The sequence below is a fragment of the Sphingomonas sp. G5 genome (assembly GCF_052660795.1).
In genome coordinates this window covers 3,156,523-3,178,487 of record NZ_CP109660.1, presented here as the reverse complement: position 1 = coordinate 3,178,487, position 21,965 = coordinate 3,156,523, and the positions used below count along the sequence as shown (strand labels likewise).

Here is a 21,965-nt window from a genome sequence, read left to right as displayed (position 1 = left end):
GGCGGAATCGGATCGGCGGTGCCGGTGCGTCCGATTCTGGAGAGCGAATCCGCTTTCGGTGCGAAGGCCGGGGCCGCGGAAGCCATGACGACGAGCGAACGGGATGCCGGGAACCCTGCGATGTCGCGCGGATCCGATCAGGGTGGGGCTGCCCCGACCGGGCGCGCGCCGGCGGGTCCGACTGCGCCGCCCGGTAGCCCCCAGGCGAATCGCATTCCGGCGGCGCAGAGCGGCATCCCCTCCGCGTCGGCGCCCGCGCGCCCGGCGCTGACCGTTCCCCGCACGGTCTGGCCGGGAGCTGCGGCCCGAAGCCACGCAGCGACGGCGGGGGTCGCGGGGCAGAAGCGTGCGGCGGCGACCCCGCCGCGGCCCGGGGCTCGTGTCGCGCTCGGCGACTACTCGCCCGTCCAGGTGCTCGGTTCGACCGCGGTGCTCGGCGTCTTCGCGCTCGCCCTCGTCGGCATCGTCGTGCTGCTCGCGCGCTTCGTGCTCGCGATCGGCCCGGGGCGCGAGTTCCTCGCCGCGTTCCCCGGTGAGTACCCGCTGCCCGCGTCGGCGCCGGTCGGGCTCCCGGCCTGGCTGAACTGGTCGCATTTCCTCAACAGCTTCTTCCTGCTGCTCATCATCCGCACCGGCTGGCAGGTGCGCCGCGAGAAGAGGCCTGCGGCGTTCTGGTCGCCGCGGAGCAACAAGAAGCGCCGCATCAGTCTCGCGCTGTGGTTCCACCAGGCGCTCGACATCCTGTGGATCGCGAACGGCGTCGTCTTCGTGGTGCTGCTGTTCGTCACCGGGCAGTGGATGCGGATCGTGCCCACCTCGTGGGACGTCTTCCCCAACGCGCTCTCGGCCGCCCTGCAGTACGCCTCTCTCGACTGGCCCACCGAGAACGGCTGGGTGAACTACAACAGCCTGCAGCAGCTGTCCTACTTCGCGATCACCTTCGTCGCGGCGCCTCTCGCGATCGTCAGCGGTGTGCGCCTGTCGGGTGTGTGGCCGAAGAACGCCGAGAAGCTGAACCGCCTGTACCCGGTCGAGTGGGCCCGCAAGGTCCACTTCCCCACCATGCTCTTCTTCGTCGCGTTCATCATCGTGCACGTCGCGCTCGTGCTCGCCACCGGCGCCCTGCGCAATCTGAACCACATGTACGCCGCGCGCGGGTCGGTCGACCCGGAGGCGTTCACCAGTGATCCGACCGGGTTGCTGATCTTCGCGGCATCCCTCGTCGTGATGGCCGCAGCGTGGGTGGCCGCGCGCCCCGCGGTGCTCGTGCCGATCGCGCGCCTGTTCGGCGAGGTCAAACAGCGCTGACCCGCCACCCGAGCGCAAGCCCGCCGAAGACTCTCGAAGACGCGCCCGTTCGTCGACGGCCACGACATCGCGAATGACCGCCTGCGGCCTCGTCGCTCCCGTGGGCCCGACGGGGGCAGCGCGCGGCTTCGCCCCCCGGCTTCGCCCGCCGCGCGGCCCGCGGCACACCCGCGTCCTCGCCGCCGAGGGGCCGGGCGTCGGTCAGACCCGCCGGCGCGCGCGCAGTCCCGCGACGATGAGCTCGAGGCCGAAGTCGAAGTCGTCGCTCGCGAGCCCGGTCGTGCCCTCGCGTACACCGGCGCTGTCGTACTGCAGGCGCTGCTGTTCGTGCCAGACGAATCCGAGCACGTAGTGCAGCACCGTGGTGGCGACCCGCCGGGCGGTGTCGGGGGCGAAGCCGTCGGCGGCGACGGCATCGGCGAGCCGGTCGTGCGCGAGCGTCGAGCCGAGGCCGAGGGCGAGCGTGCTCGAGACGACCTCGGCGCCGTCGCGATAGGCCAGTAGGGCGTCGCGCAGGGCGCCGGCCCGCGTGCGCAGGTCGTCGGAGGTGCCGGATGCCATGCGCCTCACGATCCGATCGGACAACTCGGCGAGCAACGTCTGCTTGTTGGGGAAGTGCCAGTAGAGAGCGCTCGGCTGCACCTCGAGCGCTGTCGCGAGCCGTCGCATCGTGAGGTCGGGGAGGCCGTGATCGTCGAGGATTCGCAAGGCCGTGCGAGCGACATCGTCTGCGGAGTGTCCACGGGGAGCCATGCGAATGAGTATAGTGAACGCCGTTCAGGTGAACAGTGTTCAGGAAGGAAGCCCATGCGCACCCCCGATGTCACCGACCTCGCCCGCATCGCCGTCTTCGCGGCCCTCATCGCGGTGCTCGGGTTGCCGGGCAGCTTCCCGCTCGTGGGCGGCGTGCCCATCACGGCCCAGACGCTCGGCGTCATGCTCGCCGGCGCCGTGCTGGGCCCGTGGTTCGGGGCACTCGCGGTCACGGTGCTCCTGGCGCTCGTCGCAGCGGGACTCCCTCTTCTGGCCGGAGGCCGCGGCGGCCTGGGAGTCTTCCTCGGGCCGTCGGCCGGCTACGCGATCGGGTGGATCCTGGGTGCTGTCGTGGTGGGGCTGATCGTGCACGCGGGCGGTCGTCGTCCGGTCGCGTGGCGAACGGCCCTGGCGATGGTCGCCGGGGGAATCGGCGCGATCTACGCCCTGGGCATCCCGGTGCAGAGCGCCGTCACGCGTCTCCCGCTGGGTGACACCGCGGTCACCAGCCTCGTCTTCCTCCCCGGCGACATCGTCAAGGCGACCCTCGCGACGGTGATCGTCACCGTGCTCGTGCGGGCGTACCCCCGGGGTTTCCGTCGCGCGTGGCGCATCGCACCCGCGCCCGACCGCACCCGGGTGGGCGCCGCGGCATGATCGTCGTCGTGGACGGGGCCGCTCGCGGCCTGTCCGAGCGGATCCGTGACGTCCGGGCGGCGGGGGACGCCGTCCTCATCGCCGATCCGCGATGGAGCGATTCGCAGCGCGCGGGCATCGCGAGGCGGGCATCCGGAACGGCCGTGCCGGCCGGGACGGCGTGGGCGACCCTGACCTCGGGGAGCAGCGGGGCGGCACGCATCGTGCTGCGGACGGCCGAGTCCTGGGAGGCATCCTTCGACACGGTGGCGGATCTGCTCGACGCCGGTCCCGACGACATCCTCGCGCTGCCGTCCCCGCCCGCCGCGTCGCTCACTCTCTTCTCGCTGGCCCACGCGGCCGCCGGGGGGCCGCGCGTGCGGCTCGGTGTCGACGCCGCAGCGACCTGCCTGCACGGCACCCCCGAGAACCTGCGGGCCGTCCTCGACCGGGGTGCTCCGGACGCGATGCGAGTGGCGCTGGTGGGCGGCTCGGCCGTGGACCCGGTGCTGCGCGCCCGCGCCGAAGCAGCGGGCATCCGCGTGATCGCCTACTACGGCGCCGCCGAACTCTCCTTCGTCGCGGTCGACCTCGGCGACGGCCTCCGGGCCTTCCCGGGTGCGGAGCTCGACGTGCGCGGCGGCGAGGTGTGGGTGCGATCGGCGTTCGTGGCATCCGGATACCTCGGATCGGACGGCCCCTTGCGCCGCGCGGGCAGGTGGGCGACCGTCGGCGACCGGGCAGAGTGGGACGACGGCCGGCTCCGGTTGCGCGGCCGTCGGGACGGGGCCATCCTCAGCGCGTCCGCGACGGTCGTCCCCGAAGACGTCGAGGTGTCGCTGCGCGAGATCCCCGGTGTGCGGGACGCCGTCGTGTTCGGGATGCCGCGCCCCGGCGTCGGCGCTCTCGTCGCGGCCCTCGTCGAGATCGACGCCGGTGCCGCGATCGATCTGCGCGCCGAGGCAGCGGAACGTCTCGCGCCCTCGCATCGACCGCGACGGTGGTTCGTCGGTGAGATTCCGCGCACGCTGTCGGGCAAGCCCGCGCGTGCCGAGATCGCACGTCAGGTCGAGGACGCCCCGTGGTGTCCGTGACGGACCCGGTCGTCGTCGCCGCCCGCCGCAGCGCGCTCGCCGTGCGCGGACGCGGACTCGCGCGCGCCGACGTGGCTCGTCTGGGCGGCGCCGTCGTCGCGGCGGTCGTCGCCGACGCGGGGGCACCCCCGATCGCCGACGTGGTGATGGGCAACTGCATGGGCCCCGGGGGGAACCCCGGCCGGCTGTCGGCTCTCGCGGCGGGTCTGGGGCCGACCGTGCCGGGTGGCGCCGTCGACCGGCAGTGCGGCAGCGGGCTCTCCGCGATCCTGGACGCCGCTCTCGCGGTGCGCACGGACGGCCGTCACCGCGTGGCGGGAGGCGTCGAGAGCGCCTCGACCGCGCCCGTTCGCAGCATCGACGGCACCGCATACGCCCGGGCGCCGTTCGCCCCCGCGGGGTTCGCCGACCCCGATATGCTCCGTGCCGCCGAGGATCTCGCCCGCCACGACGGGCTCACGCGGGCGCGGCAGGACGCGTGCGCCGAGCGCAGTCACGCACGGGCCGCGGCCGCGCGGTCGGCGGGTCGTCTCGTCGCGGAGATCGTCGCGGTCGACGGCGTGCGCGAGGACGAAGCTGCGGGTACCGGTGCGACGGTGCTGGCGCGGCTGGCGCCGCTGTTCCCCGGAGGCACGGTCACCGCGGGCACCTCGACGCGGATCGGGGACGGCGCCGCGGCGGTGGCGATCGCGCCAGCGGGAGCAGCGACGGGGCTGGCGCTGCGCGGGTCCGCCGTCGTCGGCTGCGACCCCGCCCTCCCGGGTGTCGGCGCGGCATTCGCCGTCGAGGCTGCCCTGACCGATGCGGGCGTCGAGCTGGTCGAGGTCGCCGCCTTCGAGATCGTCGAGGCGTTCGCCGCGCAGAGCATCGCGGTGTTGTCGCGCCTCGGGCTCGCCGACGACGATCCACGGGTCTGCGCCGATGGCGGCGCCCTCGCGCTGGGACACCCGTGGGGCGCGAGTGGCGCGGTCGCCGTCGTGCGATTGTTCAGCCGTCTCGTGCGTGCCGGAGCGCCCGCGGGCGCCTACGCTGTGGCCGCGGCGTCGGTGGGCGGCGGCCTGGGCATCGCCGCGGTGTTCGAGGTCGTGCGGTGACGGGCCCGGGTGCGACCCTGCGCTGCGCGGGTCTCGGCGTGCGCCTCGACGACAGCGTGGTGCTGCGCGACGTGACTCTCGACCTCGACGCCCGCACGATCGCCGTGGTGGGCGACAACGGCTCGGGCAAGTCGACATTCGCTCGAGTCGTGGCCGGGCTCGTCCGCCGCACCGAGGGCGCGCTCGAGGTCTGCGGGCGGGACCCCGACACGGACGCCGCGGGGCATCGCCGTCGCGTCGCCCTGGTGCTGAGCAATCCTGACGCGCAGATCGTCATGCCCACGGTGTCGGAAGACGTCGCGCTCTCGCTCCGGCCCGAGCGCCTGGCGCGGGCGGAGCGCGATCTGCGCGTCAGCGAGGCACTGGTCCGTTTCGGCCTCGGCGGCCTCGGCGACCGGGCCGCGCACGATTTGTCCGGTGGGCAGAAGCAGCTGCTGGCATTATGCGGGGCCTTCGTGCGCCGGCCCCGGGTGGTCGTGGCCGACGAGCCGACAGCCTTTCTCGACGCCCGTAACGCTCGAACGGTCGCCGGTCATCTGCTCGCCGACACCGGGCACACGCTCGTCCTCGTCACCCACGACCTGGCTCTCGCGCGCCGGTGCGAGGCGGCGGTGCTGTTCGCGGACGGGCGGGTCGTGGCATCCGGGGTCGCCGCAGACGTCGTAGACGCCTATGACACGGCGCTGTCGTGCTGAGCCTGTACCGCCCGGGCGGCGGATGGATGCATCGGATGCCGGCGGGCCCGAAGATCACGCTCCTGACGGTCGTCGCGCTCCTGCTCGCGGCCTTGCCGTTCTCGTGGACGGGGGCGCTGATCGCCGTTGTCGTGCCGGCGGTGCTGTACCTCGGTGCCGGGATGGGGGTCGTGTCCGGCGTCCGCGAACTGGCGCGGCAGGGGTGGGCGTTGCGCGGGGTCGTCGTGCTCACCGGCGTGGGCCAACTGATCTTCCTCGGGCCCGAGCCCGCCGCGGTCAACACGGCACGGGTGGTGTCGGCACTGCTCGTGGTGGGGCTGCTGCCGCTGACGACGCGGGTGTCGTCGATGCTCGACGCGATGGAACGCGGGATGACGCCGCTCGGCCGGATCGGCATCGATCCGGTACGAGTAGCACTCCTGCTGACCGTGACGCTGACGACGATCCCGGTTCTCGCGCGCCTCGCCGCCGAGGTGCGCGAGGCGCAGCGCGCGCGGGGACTGCGCCCGTCGTTCGCGCGCGGCGCCCTGCCCTTTCTGGTGGTCGCCCTGCGTCACGCCGATGACCTCGGCGACGCTCTCGCGGCGCGTGGCATCCGTTGAGGCCTGTCCGACGGCGACCGACGTCGCATGATCCGCTCTCGCGCCGGACGAGCGACCTCGCGCACGGGGGCTCACCGGGGCGGCCGCAGCGGAACAGCCTCTACCCCGCGGCGGCCCGACCGGCCGCGAAGCCCTCGGCATAGGCCTCGTCGGCGCCTTGGCGGAACATGTCGCGGACGGGATCGCGCACGATCGAGCGGGCGCCGGGCAGGTCGAGGTCGCCCACCAGGTCTCCGCGCCCGCGCACGATCGCCACGGGCCGTCGTGCGGCCTTGCCCTTGACCAGGTCGGTGGCCGCGGCGATCTCGTCGGCCACGCACGGCAGGGTCACCACGAGGGGGCGGCCCTCGGCATCCGTCGTCCCACGGAGATCTTCGAACACGTGGATGCCGCCGGCCCCGATCGCGTGGTCGGTCTGGCCCTCGCGCCAGGCGCGGCCGAGGGTGTCGGTGACGATCACGCCCACGTGGGCCCCCGTCGCGGCGCGCAGCCCGGTCGCCAGGGCGCGCGCGGACGCGTCGGGATCGACCGGCAGCAGCAGCACGGTGCCCTCGGGGGTGTTGCTGGCGTCGACCCCGGCGGCCGCCGAGACGATCCCGAGAGGGTTCTCGACGATGCGCGTCACGTGCCCGGTGGGAGAGGTGCGGGATGCCACGAGACGCACGGTCTCGCGCGTGATGGCGTCCTCGCGGTCCGAGGCATGGATGATCCGGCCCTCGGCCTTCGACACGATCTTGCTCGTGACGACCACGATGTCACCGTCGCGGAGCGACCCGTCGGCACCGTCACGCAGGGGCTCGGTCGTGGCATCCAGGATCACCCGGACGAGGTCGTCGCCCGGGGTGATCTCGCGGATGCCGTCGAGGGCCCAGATCTGCAGCACGTCAGCGGACGAAGCGCACCTCGGTGAGCTCTTCGCCGAGGAAGGGCTGCACCTGGGAGGCACCGTCGAGCGCGAAGCCGTTGCGCGTGTAGAAGCGGTGCGCGCGCGGATTGTCGTCGGCGACCCAGAGGTACACGCCCTCGCCGCCGTCGATCGCGGCGTCGAACAGCTGCTGGCCGATGCCGGTGCCGTGGTACGCGTCGAGCAGGTAGATGAAGTACAGCTCGCGCTCGCGGGGAGCGTCGTCGTCACGGGCGGGGCCCGAGCCGACGAAGCCGACGATCTCGCCGTCGACGAGGGCCGCGTGCATGCGGTAGTCCTCGCCCTGGGCGGCCCAGTGGGTCCAGAGTTCGGCCATGCGTCGCGGAGAGACCGCCTCGAGGGCGGCCTTGCTGATCAGGTGGTCGTAGGTCTCGTGCCAGCAGGTGGCGTGCACGCGGCCGAGGGCCTCGGCATCCACATCTCTTACCGGACGGACGACGATGTCGGTTCGGGCTTCCGCAGTCATGGCGCGACTCTACGCGGGGGGTCGTCGCGGGTGAAATCGAGCCGAGGGGCCCGTCGAATGCGCTATACATCGACGCGGCCATCTTGTGGTGAACCCACAACGGGATCGCCGATCCGTCGTCGCATCGCTACGCTCGCCCCTCGTGAACGTCCTCTGGCGCACCCTGCTGGTGCTGGCTCGTGCTCGCCGTCGTCTTCGTCGCGAAGGCCCCATCGATCCGAACACCGTGGCCCGCATGTCGATCCGCGTGCTCCCCACCGACATCGATCTGCTGCGCCACCTGAACAACGGCCGCTATCTGTCGCTGTTCGACCTCGGGCGCTGGGATCTGCTGACGCGCACCGGGCTGCTGGCCGCGATGACCGCGCAGGGCTGGTACGCGGTGGTCGCCGCCGAGACCATCACGTTCCGTCGTTCTCTCGAACTCGGGCAGCGGTTCGAGCTCGAGACGCGACTGATCGGACACGACGACCGCGCCGTCTACCTGGAACACCGCGCGCTGATGAACGGTGAGATCTACGCCCGCGCCATGATCCGCGCCCGTATCCTGCGCCGCACCGGTGGCACGGTCCCGCACGACGAGCTCTTCGCCGCGGTCGGCCGCCCCGAGGGGCTGCCCGACATCGACCAGTGGGTGCACGACTGGGCCGCGGGGTCGGCGCTGCCGTCGACGAAGCGGCCCGCCCCCAGCGTCTGGGAGTGAGGGGTCACCCTCGCCGGCGCGGTGGGACGCGCCGTGGACGCGCCGCTGAGGCGGGGCCGACCGGTGCGCGGTGCCGTCCTTACCGGCCGAAGCGCGCGTCGAGCCAGGCCACCTGTTTCATCCAGTGGCGGTGGCCGCCGCCCTCGTGGCCGTTGTAGGTGTACTCCTCGATCGCCGCGTCGCCGGAGGTCAGTGCGTGGAACGCCGCGAATACTCCCGATGGCAGCACGACATCGTCCATGAAGCCGACGGAGAAGTAGGCGGGCGCGCTGATGCGGCGCGCGAGGATCGCGCCGTCGATGTGCGAGAGGGTGTGCAGCGCGCGCTCGGCGTCGTCGCGGTGCACCGCCAGGTAGCGCGTGATCTCTGTGAAGGGTGCTGACGGCGTGCGAACGATCGCGTTCGGGATGTCGCACAGGAATGGCACGTCGGGCATGACCGCCGCCACCGCACCGCCGCTGAGGGCAGCCGCCGCGATCGACAGTGCCCCGCCCTGGCTGCCCCCGGTGACGGCCACGCGCGAGGGATCGACGCCGGGGAGCTCGCGCACCACATCGACCAGACGTGCGGCGTCGGTATAGAGGCGGCGGTAGTAGTAGTCGCGCGGGTCGAGGATGCCGCGCGTCATGACACCGGGGAACGCGGCCGCCGAGCCGTGCGGGTCGGGGGTGTCGCCGGTGCTCCACGTGGATCCCTGGCCGCGCGTGTCCATGATGACGTGGACGTACCCGGCCGCCGCCCACGACAGCTTCTCGCCGGGGAGCCCGCGACCACCGCCGTAGCCGATGTACTCGATGACGGCGGGGAGGACGTCGTCGCCGTGTGGACGCACGACCCACCCGCGGATCTCATCGCCCGCGAAGCCGGTGAACGTCAGATCGTGAACGCTGAGCGCGGTGACCGGGGCCTCGACCGGGGTGAGGGATGCCGGGCGGGCGGCATCCCGCGCCGTCGCCAGGGTCTCGCTCCAGAAGTCGTCGAAACCGGCGGGCTCGACCAGGGAGGGGCGGTACGCGCGCAGCAGGTCGACGGGCATATCGGTGAAGGTCACGGCCATGAGAGTCGACAGTAGCGGGCACGGCGACGCCCCGACCGCGCGAGGGCGGCCGGGGCGTCACGAGAGGCTCAGCTGGTGAGCAGAGTGAGGCCGTAGGCGTCGAGGATCTCGTTCACCGGCTGGAACCAGGTCTGCCCGCCGCTGCTGCAGTCGCCCCATCCGCCGGAGGTCACGCCCTGCGCCTGATCGCCGGCGAGGAGCGAACCGCCCGAGTCGCCGGGCTCGGCGCACACGGTGGTCTCGATGAGACCGTTGACGGTGTTGCTGCCGTACTGCACCGACGTGTCGTATGCGAGGACCTCACCGCAATGCCACCCGGTGGTCGACCCGGACCGGCAGACCGTCGCTCCGACGGGCGCGGGTGTGGAGCCCGCGACCGCCACGTTGCCGCCCGACCAGTCGACGACCTCGCCCAGCGGGTTGTGGTTCGGCGTCGAGACCCAGGCGTAGTCGTTGCCGGGGAACGACGAACCCGCGAAGGTGCCGTAGTTCGTGCTCTCGCCCTGGCTGCCGCAGTGGCCGGCGGTGACGAAGCCGCCCACGACGCCGAAACCGATCGAGCACCGGTACTCGTTCTCGATGAAATACGCGATGCCGCCGCGAAGGTCGTCGAACGTCTGTGGAACACCGCCGGCCGTCTCGACGCGCACCGCGTCGGCGGGGGCGCCGAGGGCGGTCACGAAGGCCGTCACGTTCGTCTCGGAGCCGGGGAGGGCTTCGACGACGACGTCGTTGGCGGCGACGTCGACGTGCCACGAGGCGACTCCCGCGGGGCGGTCGGCACCGCTGATGCGCGCGGTGAGACCCTCCAACTCGCTCAGGGAGTGGTCGGCGGGGATGGGGGTCGCACCGGCGCTCGCCACGAGCGCGCGGGCGGCGTCGCTGGTGGCGGCGGCATAGACGGTGCGACTGCTCTCGTCGATCCACGCGCCGGCGTAGGCGTCGCCGACGACCGATGCGACGGTGGTGGTGAGGGCGGTGGCGTCGGCCTGGAAGCGCAAGACGTCCTGCGCGCCGGCGACATCGGTGCCGAGGGCTTCGGCCATGGCGTCGAGCAGCTGTGTCTCGGAGGAGGGTGAGGGTGCGGCGGATGCCGGTTGGGCCAGCGCGGGCGCAGCCGCCGCCGAAACGACGATCAACCCGAGAGCGGATGCGCTCACGGCCATTTTCGATATGCGGTTCACGGAGTGACCTTCCATCCAGGGGGATAAATGGTTGGGGTACCCGTCCGCAGTAAAACACCTTCCTGGCCGGGAAACGACAATCGCCCAGATTTCTCCCAGCTGGTCGTTACCTCTGTGAAGCCTCACATCGCATCAGGGACACGCACGGAAAAGGGCATCTGAGCGTTGACTTTCTCCCTCGCGGTCTCAGAGACTACGCATAGTGAGCGCTCACATGGAGCGCAGTCGCCGCCGGCCTCAGTCGGCCACCCATCGTCAAGGAGGACGACCATGGTGCTGTCACGACCCCATCTGCCCGAGGGGCCGGTGCGCCGCGTGGGAGCGATCGCCGCGGCCGCCGCCGTCGTTCTGGCCGGCCTCGTTCCCGGTGCTGCCGCCTCGGCGGCGCCCGTGCCGACACCCCTGGCGTCGTACGACTTCGCCGCCGTCTCGGGCACCACGGTCCCCGACGCCTCGGGTCACGGTCGCGACGCGGTCATTCGCGGGACCGGCGCGATCGTCGACGGCGATGCGCTTTCGCTCCCCGGTGGTGCGAACGGATCGTCGGCGGCCTATGTCGAACTGCCGCCGGGGCTCTTCGACGGCCGCAGCACCGTCACCGTCTCCGCCTGGCTCCAGGACCGCACCGGCTCCGGCAACCAGGCGGCGATGTTCTTCGGCACCACGGAGAACCTCCCCCAGCAGTACTGGTTGCTCAACCCCGCCAACCCGGCCGGGCAGGTCAAGTCGGTGCTGACGGACGGGCCGCGGATCGCCCAGCCCTGGACCCTCGAACGCGGAATCGCTCCGACCGACGGCACCCGCGGCATCCCGGGCCCGACCGCCACCGCGGAGTGGGCCCTTTATACGACGGTCATCACGCCCACCTCGATCACCGCCTACCTCGGCGAGACGAAGATCGGCACCGTCGCCACCTCGCGATCGATCGCCGACTTCGGCTCCGGCCTCGTGGGCTACATCGGTCGTTCGTCCTACCCCGATCGGGTGTGGAAGGGCGGCGTGCGCGACGTCGCGATCTTCGACAGCGCGCTGACCGACGCCGAGGTGAAGGCGCTCGTCGCACAGGGCACCCCGACGAACGAGCACGACGTCGACGCCGCCGCGAAGGCCCTCTCGATCCCGGATGCCGACGACGTGCGCGGCAACGTGACCCTTCCCGCGACCGGGGCGAACGGCACGTCGGTGGCGTGGTCGTCGTCGAACGCGCAGGTCGTCACCCCGACCGGCGAGGTCACACGGCCGGCCACCGGGTCGGCGGCCGTGACGGTGACGCTCACCGCGACGATCGCGAAGGGGTCGAGTGAGACCACGCGCACCTTCGATCTCGTCGTGCAGCCGAAGCCTGCGCAACAGAAGCTCGAGGGCTACTTCTTCCCGTTCTTCACCGGGGAGAGCACGACGACGGACGAGGAGATCTCTTTCGCCACGAGCCGTGGTGACGACCCGAAGAACTGGCTGACCCTGAACGACGGCCAGCCCGTGCTCACCTCCGACCAGGGCGAGAAGGGGATCCGCGACCCCTTCGTCATGCGCTCGCCCGACGGCGACCGCTTCTACATGCTGTCGACCGATCTGAACATGTTCGACCTCTACAACGGCGACTTCGGCCGCGCGCAAGAGGTCGGCAGCCGAAAGCTCAACGTCTGGCAGTCCGACGACCTCGCGACCTGGAGCCCGCTCCGGCAGATCACCGTGTCGAGCGAGCTGGCCGGCAACACCTGGGCTCCCGAGGCCACGTGGGACGCCGACCGCGGTGAGTACGTCGTCTACTGGGCATCGAACCTGTACCCGAGCGCGTCCACCGCGGGTCGCAAGGCATCGGACACCTACAACCGCATGATGATGGTCACCACGCGCGACTTCGTCACCTTCAGCGAGCCGCAGCCGTGGGTCGACGTCCAGCGCGGCGCGGGTAAGGGCACGATCGACGCCACCGTCGTGCGCGATGGCGACACGTACTACCGCTTCATCAAGGACGAGGCGTCGATGACCGTGCGCCAGGAGCGCTCGACCACGCTCACCGCGACCGTCACCGGATCCCTTCCGACCACGACCTCGAGCCCCGGCTGGCAGCTCGTGAAGGAGCAGATCGGCGTCGGTCAGCCCAACCCCTGGGGCGGGACCTTCACCAACGGCGAGGGCCCGACGGTGTTCGCCGACAACGCCGAAGCCGGTCACTGGTACATGCTCATCGACCAGCCGAGCTACCACGGCGGCCAGGGCTACATGATGTTCGAGACCCGCGACATCGCGTCGGGCACCTGGACCTCGGTTCTGGATGCCACCCTCCCGGCGCGTCCGCGTCACGGGACCGTCCTGCCGATTAGCGCGGCCGAGCAGCAGAGGCTGCTCGCGGCGTACCCGACGGACGAGACCGCGGACTACTCGATCACGGCCGACCCGGGCAAGGACGGCGCCGAGATCGACGACGCGATGTACGGCGTCTTCTTCGAGGACATCAACAACGCGGCCGACGGCGGCCTGTACGCCGAGCTCGTGCGCAACCGCTCGTTCGAGTTCCTGCCCGTCGACAACCGCAGCTTCACCGGGATGACCGCGTGGACGCCCGTGGCGCTCGGCGGCGGTGCGGGATCGGCGAAGCCGGTCGACGACGACAAGCGCATGAACGAGCGCAACCGCACCTACCTGCAGCTCGACCTGAACAGCGGTGTGGGAACGTACGGCGTCGAGAACGCCGGCTTCGACACCGGGGTGGCCCTGACGAAGGACGGCGTCTACGACGTGTCGTTCTGGGCGCGCACCACCGCGACCGCCGGAAGCCCCGTCTCGCTCGTGCTGCGCTCCGCCGACGGCACCGTGCTGTCGAATCCCTTCACCGCGACCGTGGGGGGAGACGGCTGGGTGAAGTACCGCGGCTCCGTCACGGCGACGGCCACGACCGACGCCGCGCGCGTGCTCGTGCAGGCGGCAGGGGCGGGAACGCTCCGCCTCGACGAGGTCTCGGTGTTCCCGCGCGACACCTTCAAGGGCCGTGAGAACGGCCTGCGCAAGGACATCGCGCAGAAGATCGCCGACCTGCACCCGAAGTTCGTGCGCTTCCCGGGCGGCTGCATCGTCAACGTCAACAGCCACGAGGATTACTCGGCCGACTCGAACTACGAGCGCGCCCGCTCGTACCAGTGGAAAGACAGCGTCGGCCCGGTCGAGACCCGCGCGACCAACGCCAACTTCTGGGGCTACAACCAGTCGCTGGGCCTCGGGTACTACGAGTACTTCCAGTTCGCGGAAGACATCGGAGCCAAGCCCGTGCCCGACGTCCCCGCTCTGATGAACGGCTGCGGTCAGGCCCTCCAGCCGACCGACCCGGCTCTGCTGCAGCGCCATATCCAGGACACCCTCGACCTCATCGAGTTCGCCAACGGCGGCGTCGACACGACGTGGGGCAAGCTCCGCGCCGACATGGGCCACCCCGCGCCCTTCGGTCTCGACCGCATCGAGATCGGCAACGAGGAGAACTACCCCGAGGCGTTCATGGCGAACTTCGTGCAGTTCCGGGATGCCATCGAAGCGAAGTATCCCGACATGATCCTCATCAGCAACTCGGGCCCCGACGCCGAGGGCGCGAGCTTCGAGAAGCACTGGGAGCAGAACAGGGCCGAGAAGGTCGACATGGTCGACGAGCACTACTACCGCGACCCCTCATGGTTCCTCTCGCACAACACCCGCTACGACTCCTACGACCGGAACGGTCCGAAGGTGTGGATCGGTGAGTACGCCTCGCGCGACAACCGCTTCTTCAACGCCCTGTCGGAGGCGGCGTACATGACGGGCCTCGAACGCAACGCCGACGTGGTCAAGATGGCGTCGTACGCGCCGCTGCTGGCCGACACGAGCAACGTGCAGTGGCGCCCCGACCTCATCTGGTTCGACCGCGACCAGGTGTGGGGTTCGGCGAACTACGAGGTGCAGAAGCTCTTCATGAGCAACGTCGGCGACCGGGTCATCCCGACCACGGCGGGCGGGGATCTGTCATCCACCGCTGTCTCCGGTGCCGTGGGCCTGTCGACCTGGAGCACCTCCGCTCGCTACGACGACGTGAAGGTCACGACGCCCGACGGGAAGACGCTCTTCTCCGACGACTTCGCCGACAAGAACGACGAGGGGTGGACGAAGCTCGCGGGCGCGGGCTCCTGGTCGGCGGCCGATGGCAGCTACGTGCAGTCGTCGACGACGGCGAACAACACGCTCGTCGCCGGTCCCGCGATGGACGCCACCGACTACGACGTGTCGCTCAAGGCCACCAAGCTCGCCGGCGCCGAGGGCTTCCTCGTCGGGTTCGGGGTGAAGGGATCCGCCGACTACATGTGGTGGAACCTGGGCGGCTGGGGCAACACCCGCAGCGTCGTGGAGAAGGCCGTGGGCGGCGCGAAGTCGATCGTCACCGACACGGGACTGTCGCGCGTCGAGACGAACCGCACCTACGACCTGCGCATCCAGGTGCGCGGCGCGCAGGTGACGCTGTTCGCCGACGGGGTGCAGCAGGGACAGTTCACCAACACCGAGGTCGAACCCTTCGCCCAGGTCATGACGCGGGACGACGCCACCGGTGACGTGCTGCTCAAGGTCGTCAACGCCCAGGCCAAGGCCGCCGAGACCACGATCGACCTCGGCGGCATCGGCGTCCTGCCCACGGCCGACGTGACCACCCTGGCGGCGGCCCCCTCGGCGCTGAACACCGCGACCGAGACGCCGGTGGCGCCGAGGACCTCGCAGATGGCGGTGTCGAGCAGCTTCACCCATTCCTTCGAGCCGTACTCGGTCACGTTCGTGCGGATGCACACCCGCGAGGCCGACACGACGGCGCCCACGGTGGCGGTGCAGACCACGCCGGCCGGGCCGGACGGGGCCGAAGGCTGGTTCGTCTCGCAGCCGTCCGTCACCGCCACGGCCACCGACGACGTCGACGCCGCACCGCGCCTCGAGGTCAGCACCGACGGGGGGACGACCTGGGCGGCATACACCGGTGCGGTGACCCCGGCGGAGGGGACCTGGACCCTCGCGTTCCGGGCGACCGACGCGTCGAAGAACGTCTCGACCCCCGTGACGGCCGCGGTGAAGTTCGACCGCACCGCCCCGACGACGACGGCGACGGTGGATGTCGCGGCCCGGAGCGTCACGCTCGCGGCGAGCGACAGCGGTTCGGGGGTGGCGCGCGTGGAGTACCGCCTCGGCGACGCGGCGACCTGGACGACGACGGCCGGCGCGCAGGCGGCCGTGGCCGTCGGTGACGGGGCCACGATCGTGTCGTATCGCGCGGTCGACGTGGCCGGCAACGTCAGTGGGACGGGCTCGACCTCGATCGGCGCGAACGCGGGAGACCCGACGCTGTCGGTCTCGGGCGACTTCGTCGCGGGCGGAGTGATCACGGTGTCGGGATCGGGCTGGCCGGCGAACGCCGACGGTGAGCTCGAGCTGCGTTCCACTCCCGTGCAGCTGGGGGTCGTCCGCACCGACGCGAACGGGTCGTTCCTCGTGAACGTCACGATCCCGGCCGACACCCCGGCGGGCGCCCATCGGGTGATCGCGCGTATCGGCGGCGTCGAGGCCGCAGTGGCCATCGAGGTGCGGGCCGGTGCTGACGGCGCCTCTCCGGTGCTTCCGCCGGCTCCGGGCGGTTCGACCGGTTCGGTGCCCTCGCCGCTCGCGGTGACCGGCGGCGCGGTCGGGGGTGGTGCCCTCGCCCTCAGCCTGCTCGCGGTGCTGATCGGTGCGGTTCTGAGGCGCCGCCGCGGCGCGATCGGCTGAGCCGAGACCGGGGATGCCGCCGCCGCGTTCGCGTGATCGCGGCATCCCCGTCGGCAGACGCGAGAGCACGACGCCCGGCCGCCGTGGGGCGACCGCGGCGTCCTGATCGGGTGAGGAAAAGAACGACGCCCGGCCGCCGTGAGGCGACCGGGCGTCGGGGGTACCCGGAGGGGATCAGCTGGTCAGCAGGCGCAGGCCGTAGTTCTGCAGGATCTCGTTCACGGGCTGGAAGTACGTCGTACCGCCGTTCGTGCAGTCGCCCGAACCGCCGGAGGTGACGCCCTGTGCCTGGTTGCCCGCGAGGAGCGAGCCGCCGGAGTCACCCGGCTCGGCGCAGACGTTCGTGCGGATCAGGCCCGAGACCGACCCCTCGGCGTAGCGCACCGTGGAGTTGTAGCCCTGGATCTGGCCGCAGTGCCAACCGGTGGTCGAGCCCGAGCGGCAGACGGTCGCGCCGACGGCGGCGGCCGTCGAGCCCTTCACGGCGACGGAGCCGCCGGAGTAGTTCGACACCGAGCCGACCGGGGTGTGGTTGGGCGTGCTGACCCAGGCGTAGTCGTTGCCGGGGAACGAGGAGCCCTGGAACGTGCCGTAGGTGGTGCTGTCGCCCGCGTCGCCGCAGTGGCCGGCGGTGACGAAACCGCCCTGCACCGGGAAGCCCACCGAGCAGCGGCTCTGGTTGTTGATGTTGTAGGCGATGCCGCCCTGGATCGTCGCGAAGGTCTCGGGCGCTTCGGCACCGGTTTCCAGGCGGACGGCGTCGGCAGGGGCGCCGAGGGTCGCGACGAAGTCGGCCGCGGCCTGATCGCCGCCGGCGACCACGTCGACGACGAGGTCGTTCTGCTCGACGTCGATCCACCATGAGGGGATGACGTCGGGCAGTGCGGGGCTCGCCTCGAGCTTCGCGGCGATCGCCTCGAGGTCGTCGAGCGAGTGCTCCGCGGCGACGGGGACGGCCCCGGCGTCGGCGGCCGCTTCGCGAGCGGCGTCCGTGGTGGCCGCGGCGTAGACGGTGCGCGTCGATTCGTCGAGCCAGGTTCCGGCGAAGGCGTCACCGGCGGCGGCGGCGACGTCGTCGGCGGTCCCGGCCGCGTCGGCCTGGAAACGCAGGACGTCCTGCGCGCCCGACACGTCGGTGCCGAGATCGGCGGCCATCGCTTCGAGCAGCTGCGCGTCGACTCCGTCGACGGCCGAGTCGGGCGATGACGTGGGGGTCTGGGCCAGCGCGGGAGCGGTGGCGGCGGTGGTCAGGAACAGGCCGAGGGCTGCTGCACCCACGACGGTTTTCGATATGCGGTTCACGTGGAGTGACCTTCCATCCAGGGGGATAAATGGCGGGGTACCCACCGCCATAGAAACACGAACCGGACGAAATGCGAAGGATTTCCTGTGAATTTATGATCAGAGTACATAAATGTCGGCCATTCGGGGGACAGGGCATCGGTCCTCTCGCGACCGGGGACCCGGCCGCTGATCCGCGGGTTGCGCGGCGGGCCGCCGGGGCGCCGTGCACGCGGTAATTAGGCTGACGAGCATGAGCACGAACGACTCCGGCGCCCCCGTTCCCGCGCTCTCTCCCGGCCTCCCCTCTCGTGCCGCTCGCATCGCCGCGACGTTCTCGCGGCGGACGGTCCCGGGGACCGTGCCTCGTCTCGGCGACCTGCCCGCGGACGCCGCCGTCGCCGCGTTCCTGGCCGCCGCGATCGACGGTGTCTCGCGCCCGGAGTCGCTCACCTCCGCCGCTTCGGCGCTGCATCGGCTCGCCGACGACCTCCCCGCCTCCCTCCCGTGGTTCGTGCGCGGAGCGCTGCAGCTCGGCGGCGCCGTCGCGCCCGTGCTCCCGAGTCCCGCGGTGCCCCTTGCTCGCCGCGCGATGCGCGACCTCCTCGCCGCCCTCGTGCTCGACGTGCGCCCCGAGCGGCTCAGCCCGGCCCTCGAGGCCCTGGGCTCCGCGGTCGAGGTGCGTCTGGTCGGGCCCGCGATCGTCGGCGACGCCGGCGCACGGCGCCGGCTCGACGGCATCCGGTCGCTGCTGTCCCGCGACGACGTGTCGCGGATCTCGCTCGCGATCTCCGATGTCGTCGTCATGCCGTCGCCGTGGGCGTTCGATGCCGAGGTCGAGCACGCCGCCGAGCGGTTGCTGCCGGTCTTCCTCGACGCGCTCGCCGCGCGCACCCACGTGACGCTGATCGCGGAGGGACGCGACGACCTCGACCTCACCGTCGCGGTGCTCACGCGCGTGCTCGAGGAACCGCGTCTCGTCGCACTCCGAGCCGGCATCCAGTTGCCCGCGGCCGTCGGGGAGACGCCCGAGGCCGTCCGTGAGCTGTCGGCGTGGGCGCGCGTGCGCACCTCCGCGGGCGGCGCCCGCCTGACGCTGCGTCTGAGCGACGCCCTCATCGAGACCCCGGATACCGTGTCGGCGGCGCGCCACGGGTGGCCCGCCCCGGCGGTCACGGCGCGGGACGACGTTGACGCCGCCCTCGTTCGCAGCCTTCGCGAGGCGCTGAGTTCGAGGGGGCTCGAAGGCTTCGCCGTCGAGCTGGCGACCGCCGACCCCGAGCGCGCCGCCCTCGCCCTGGCCCTCGCGGCCGACGCGGAGGCCGCGCTCGCCCTCGCGCTGCCGCACACCTCGCCGTGGACCCCGGGAGAGGGGCACCTCTGGACGGCGCCGACCGCGCACCACGATGACCTCGACGCCGTCGTCGCGCGCCTCGCCGCGAGCTACGCGACGGTGGTCGCCGGTGCGCCCGCCCTGCCGCTTGCGGTGCCCGAATCGCCCACCGCCTCCGAGGACGAACGGGGCGAGGACGCGGACGAGCACACCCCCGAGACCGCGTCGATCGCTGCCCGCGTCCGGCGCGCGCTGGCCGCCGCCGAGCTCCCGGCTCTCGGCGGGCGCATTCCGCAGCGCGATGTCGAGGCGCTCCCGGCGATCCTGCGCGAGCGCGCCGACGACGATGCCGCCGAGCCGGGGCTCACGCAGGCGGTGCTGGGCATCGCGCGCGAGGCCGCGGCATCCGGGGACACCTCCGCCCTGGGTCCCGACGTGCAGCAGATGCTGTTCGGCGGACAGGCTTTCGTCGACACCGCCGTGTTCTCGGCCCGTGAGAGCGCAGAGCTCGCGGGCGGCGCTCCCGGGTTCCGTAACGTCTCCGACACCGATCCGACCGTCCCCGCCGACCGCGCCTGGGCGCTGTCCGTCCTCGGCCGCGTCGCCGGCTCGACCGCGGGGGATGCCACGGCCGCCGCGGGGCGCGTCGACGACCAAGCGGGACTCGATGCGGTGATCGATCGCGTGCGTGCCGCGGCCGAGCCGTGGGGGGCGCTCGCCGCTGCCGACCGCGCCGCCGTGCTGCAGTCGGTCGCGCGCAGCCTCGAGCAGCGCCGCGCCGAGCTCGTCGAGGTGCTCGCGTCCGAGGGAGGAGCCCTGCTCGCCGAGGCCGACGCCGAGGTCAGCCAGGCCGTCGACGCCGCCGCATACTACGCCGCCACCGCGAAGGAGCTCGATCGCGTGCCCGGTGCCGTGTTCGTGCCCGACCGGCTGAGCGTCGTGGCTCCGCGGTGGAACGCCCCGGTGGGACTCTGCGCCGCCGAGACTCTCGCCGCTCTGGCCGCCGGGTCGGGGGTGGTGCTCACGCCCTCGCCGCGCGCGCGACGCTCGGGTGCCGTCATCGCCGAGGCGCTGTGGGCCGCGGGAGTGCCGCGTGACGTGCTCGTCTACGTCGACCTCAACGAGGACGCGTCGGGGCGCGCGCTCATCGCCCACCCGGGCGTCGACCGCGTGCTGCTCGCGGGAGCCCGCGCAACGGCCGAGCGCTTCGTTGCGTGGCGACCGGCCCTGCCCCTGCAGGCGTTCACCGCCGGGCGCAACGTCGCGATCGTCGCCCCCTCCGCCGACGTGGACGCCGCCGTCGCCGACATCGTGGCCGGGGCCTTCGCCCGAGCGGGGCAGGCCGCCACAGCCGTGTCGCTCGTGATTCTCGTCGGGGCGCTCGGGCGCTCGTCGCGCTTCACCGAGCAACTCAAGGATGCGGTGTCGTCGTTGCGCGTCGGTCCCGCCGACGACCCGCTCTCCGACATCGGCCCCCTCGTCGAAGAACCCGTGGGCGAGGTGCGTCGCGCCCTGACCGTCCTCGGCGATGGCGAACGCTGGCTCGTGGAGCCGCGCGAGCTCGATCTCGGGCCCGAGACGGCCGGCCGCTTCTGGTCGCCGGGCGTGCGCACGGGCGTCACCGCCGGGTCGCACCTCACCCGGGCCGCGGTGGCGGCGCCGGTGCTCGGCATCCTGCATGCCCCCACCGTGACCCGCGCGATCGAACTGCAGAACGCGATCGGGTCGGGCTTCGTCGCCGGTCTCCACACCCGCGACGAGGCCGATCTCGAGCTCTGGCTCGATACCGTCGAGGCCGCCGTGCTGCGGGTCAACCGTCCCTCGACCGGAGCGGTCGTGCAGCGCGAGCCGCTCGGCGGCTGGGGCGAGGCGTCGGTGGGCGACGGGGCGATGTCGGGCGGGCCGAACCGTCTCGTCACGCTCGGATCGTGGCGACCGTCGTCGGGCGGGGCATCGTCGTCGACCCTGCACCTGCGCGGCCTCGATTCGCGCATCACAGCGCTGATCGAAGCAGCTCAACCGACCCTGTCGTACGAGGCCTTCGACTGGCTCCGCCGCGGTGCCCTCGCCGACGCTGTCGCGTGGGACCGCGAGTTCGGGCGCGTACGCGACGTGTCGCGACTCGGCGTCGAGCGCAACCTCCGCCGCTACCGACCGGTCGATGTGGCCGTCCGCGCCACCGCGGACGCCGCGTGGGAGGCGGTGCTGCGCGTTCTGGTGGCCGCGGTGCGCTCGGGCTCGGCCTTCAGCCTCAGTACCCCGGTGGGTCTTCCTGCCGCCGTCCGACACCTGCTGGGCGACAGCGGGGTCGCGGTCTCGGTCGAGAGCGACGCCGAGTGGCTGCAGCGTCTGGAGGGTGGCATCCCGGATGCCGCCGACGGCGACGCCGAGAACCTCGTCGCCGCCCCGCGCCCCGGGCGCCTGCGCCTCGTGGGCCCCGCTGAGACGGTGGCGACGCTGCGCACGGCCGTCGCCGAGACGGTCGGGGGCGACGTCTCCCTGACCGTGTATGCGAACGAGGTGACCACGGCCGGGCGGCTGGAGCTCCTGCCGTTCCTGCGTGAGCAGGCGGTGTCGATCGGCGCGTTCCGCTTCGGTGCCGTCGACACCTGGAGCGCCGCGGTCATCTGACCGGCCGCGCGCGCCCGTCCGGCGCGCCCGCTCGGTTGCACGCCCGGCGCGCGCTCGCCCGTGGGGGCCCGTGTGGCGGGAGGAGATTTTGCCGGGGGAGGGTCCGTGCCCGTCGAGGCATCCTCCCGTGCCTGGATCTCCTCCGGTCCGGGCGTCTCGCGGAGCGACCGGTGGGTTGCACGCCCGTGGGGCGCACGCCCGCGGAGGCCCGTGTGGCGGGAGGAGATTTTGCCGGGGGAGGGTCCGTGCCCGTCGAGGCATCCTCCCGTGCCTGAATCTCCTCCGGTCCGGGTGTCCCGCGGAGCGACCGGTGGGTTGCGCGCGCGTGGCGCTCGCCCGTGGGGCGCTCGCCCGCGGAGCGACCGGACGGCTGTGGCGCGGCAGCACGGCGTTTTCGAAAACGTTTAGCGTTGCGCGCGCGCCGGGGTACCGTCGTC

General features: G+C 72.3%; 15 protein-coding genes. 9 read left to right on the top strand and 6 right to left on the bottom strand.

Annotated elements, in window-relative coordinates; genetic code table 11:
• The first annotated feature begins 24 nt into the window (after positions 1 to 24).
• Positions 25 to 1,308 carry a cytochrome b/b6 domain-containing protein gene (locus NE358_RS15075; RefSeq protein ID WP_289939788.1) on the top strand — a complete coding sequence of 428 codons (1,284 nt, stop codon included), beginning with the start codon at positions 25 to 27 and terminating at the stop codon, positions 1,306 to 1,308.
• A 201-nt stretch (positions 1,309 to 1,509) separates the two neighbouring features.
• Here NE358_RS15075 and NE358_RS15070 read toward each other — a convergent pair whose 3' ends face one another.
• Positions 1,510 to 2,061, bottom strand: a complete 552-nt coding sequence (locus tag NE358_RS15070; protein ID WP_103208243.1) for a TetR/AcrR family transcriptional regulator C-terminal domain-containing protein — start codon at positions 2,059 to 2,061, stop codon at positions 1,510 to 1,512.
• 54 nt (positions 2,062 to 2,115) lie between these two features.
• On the opposite strand from NE358_RS15070, the gene NE358_RS15065 reads away from it, so the two are divergent.
• Genes NE358_RS15065 through NE358_RS15045 form a run of 5 tightly spaced genes read left to right on the top strand, consistent with a single transcriptional unit; the run spans position 2,116 to position 6,182 of the window.
• Entirely contained in the window at positions 2,116 to 2,718 is a 603-nt protein-coding gene (locus tag NE358_RS15065; protein WP_103208245.1) for a biotin transporter BioY, read from the top strand.
• A complete protein-coding gene (locus NE358_RS15060; RefSeq protein ID WP_289939785.1) occupies positions 2,715 to 3,791 on the top strand; it encodes an AMP-binding enzyme in 1,077 nt (358 codons plus the stop codon). The genes NE358_RS15065 and NE358_RS15060 overlap by 4 nt, the downstream gene beginning before the upstream one ends.
• On the top strand, positions 3,779 to 4,885 hold the full coding sequence (locus tag NE358_RS15055; protein ID WP_289939783.1) for a thiolase family protein: 1,107 nt from the start codon (positions 3,779 to 3,781) through the stop codon (positions 4,883 to 4,885). Before NE358_RS15060 ends, NE358_RS15055 begins: the two co-directional genes overlap by 13 nt.
• On the top strand, positions 4,882 to 5,580 hold the full coding sequence (locus tag NE358_RS15050) for an energy-coupling factor ABC transporter ATP-binding protein (protein ID WP_289939781.1): 699 nt from the start codon (positions 4,882 to 4,884) through the stop codon (positions 5,578 to 5,580). Before NE358_RS15055 ends, NE358_RS15050 begins: the two co-directional genes overlap by 4 nt.
• Entirely contained in the window at positions 5,574 to 6,182 is a 609-nt protein-coding gene (locus NE358_RS15045; RefSeq protein WP_289939780.1) for an energy-coupling factor transporter transmembrane component T family protein, read from the top strand. Before NE358_RS15050 ends, NE358_RS15045 begins: the two co-directional genes overlap by 7 nt.
• Before the next feature lie 100 nt (positions 6,183 to 6,282).
• Here NE358_RS15045 and cofE read toward each other — a convergent pair whose 3' ends face one another.
• On the bottom strand, positions 6,283 to 7,065 hold the full coding sequence (gene cofE / locus NE358_RS15040) for a coenzyme F420-0:L-glutamate ligase (protein WP_141378229.1): 783 nt from the start codon (positions 7,063 to 7,065) through the stop codon (positions 6,283 to 6,285).
• 1 nt (position 7,066) lies between these two features.
• Positions 7,067 to 7,573: a GNAT family N-acetyltransferase gene (locus tag NE358_RS15035; protein WP_103208257.1), complete on the bottom strand. Its 507-nt coding sequence runs from the start codon at positions 7,571 to 7,573 to the stop codon at positions 7,067 to 7,069.
• 142 nt (positions 7,574 to 7,715) lie between these two features.
• Between NE358_RS15035 and NE358_RS15030 the strand changes: the two genes are divergently transcribed.
• A complete protein-coding gene (locus NE358_RS15030; protein ID WP_289939772.1) occupies positions 7,716 to 8,276 on the top strand; it encodes an acyl-CoA thioesterase in 561 nt (186 codons plus the stop codon).
• Between the two features lie 79 nt (positions 8,277 to 8,355).
• Here NE358_RS15030 and NE358_RS15025 read toward each other — a convergent pair whose 3' ends face one another.
• The gene (locus NE358_RS15025) at positions 8,356 to 9,327 is read right to left on the bottom strand and encodes an acetylxylan esterase (RefSeq protein WP_499318029.1); all 972 of its coding nucleotides are present in this window, start codon (positions 9,325 to 9,327) and stop codon (positions 8,356 to 8,358) included.
• 74 nt (positions 9,328 to 9,401) lie between these two features.
• Complete coding sequence (locus tag NE358_RS15020; protein ID WP_289939768.1) at positions 9,402 to 10,493, bottom strand: S1 family peptidase; 1,092 nt, start codon at positions 10,491 to 10,493, stop codon at positions 9,402 to 9,404.
• Between the two features lie 294 nt (positions 10,494 to 10,787).
• On the opposite strand from NE358_RS15020, the gene NE358_RS15015 reads away from it, so the two are divergent.
• Positions 10,788 to 16,283: an alpha-L-arabinofuranosidase family protein gene (locus NE358_RS15015; protein ID WP_289939766.1), complete on the top strand. Its 5,496-nt coding sequence runs from the start codon at positions 10,788 to 10,790 to the stop codon at positions 16,281 to 16,283.
• Between the two features lie 174 nt (positions 16,284 to 16,457).
• On the opposite strand, the gene NE358_RS15010 is transcribed toward NE358_RS15015, so the two are convergent.
• Positions 16,458 to 17,561 (bottom strand): S1 family peptidase, encoded by a 1,104-nt coding sequence (locus NE358_RS15010; protein ID WP_289939764.1) that lies wholly within the window; start codon positions 17,559 to 17,561, stop codon positions 16,458 to 16,460.
• A gap of 256 nt (positions 17,562 to 17,817) precedes the next feature.
• On the opposite strand from NE358_RS15010, the gene NE358_RS15005 reads away from it, so the two are divergent.
• The gene (locus tag NE358_RS15005) at positions 17,818 to 21,528 is read left to right on the top strand and encodes a proline dehydrogenase family protein (RefSeq protein WP_289939762.1); all 3,711 of its coding nucleotides are present in this window, start codon (positions 17,818 to 17,820) and stop codon (positions 21,526 to 21,528) included.
• Positions 21,529 to 21,965: the final 437 nt, after the last annotated feature.

Bases quoted from the DNA above. Each gene is read 5' to 3' on its own strand.
- NE358_RS15070 (WP_103208243.1), bottom strand. From the start codon at position 2,061: ATGGCTCCCCGTGGACACTCCGCAGACGATGTCGCTCGCACGGCCTTG.
- NE358_RS15065 (WP_103208245.1), top strand. From the start codon at position 2,116: ATGCGCACCCCCGATGTCACCGACCTCGCCCGCATCGCCGTCTTCGCG.
- NE358_RS15060 (WP_289939785.1), top strand. From the start codon at position 2,715: ATGATCGTCGTCGTGGACGGGGCCGCTCGCGGCCTGTCCGAGCGGATC.
- NE358_RS15035 (WP_103208257.1), bottom strand. From the start codon at position 7,573: ATGACTGCGGAAGCCCGAACCGACATCGTCGTCCGTCCGGTAAGAGAT.
- NE358_RS15015 (WP_289939766.1), top strand. From the start codon at position 10,788: ATGGTGCTGTCACGACCCCATCTGCCCGAGGGGCCGGTGCGCCGCGTG.
- NE358_RS15005 (WP_289939762.1), top strand. From the start codon at position 17,818: ATGAGCACGAACGACTCCGGCGCCCCCGTTCCCGCGCTCTCTCCCGGC.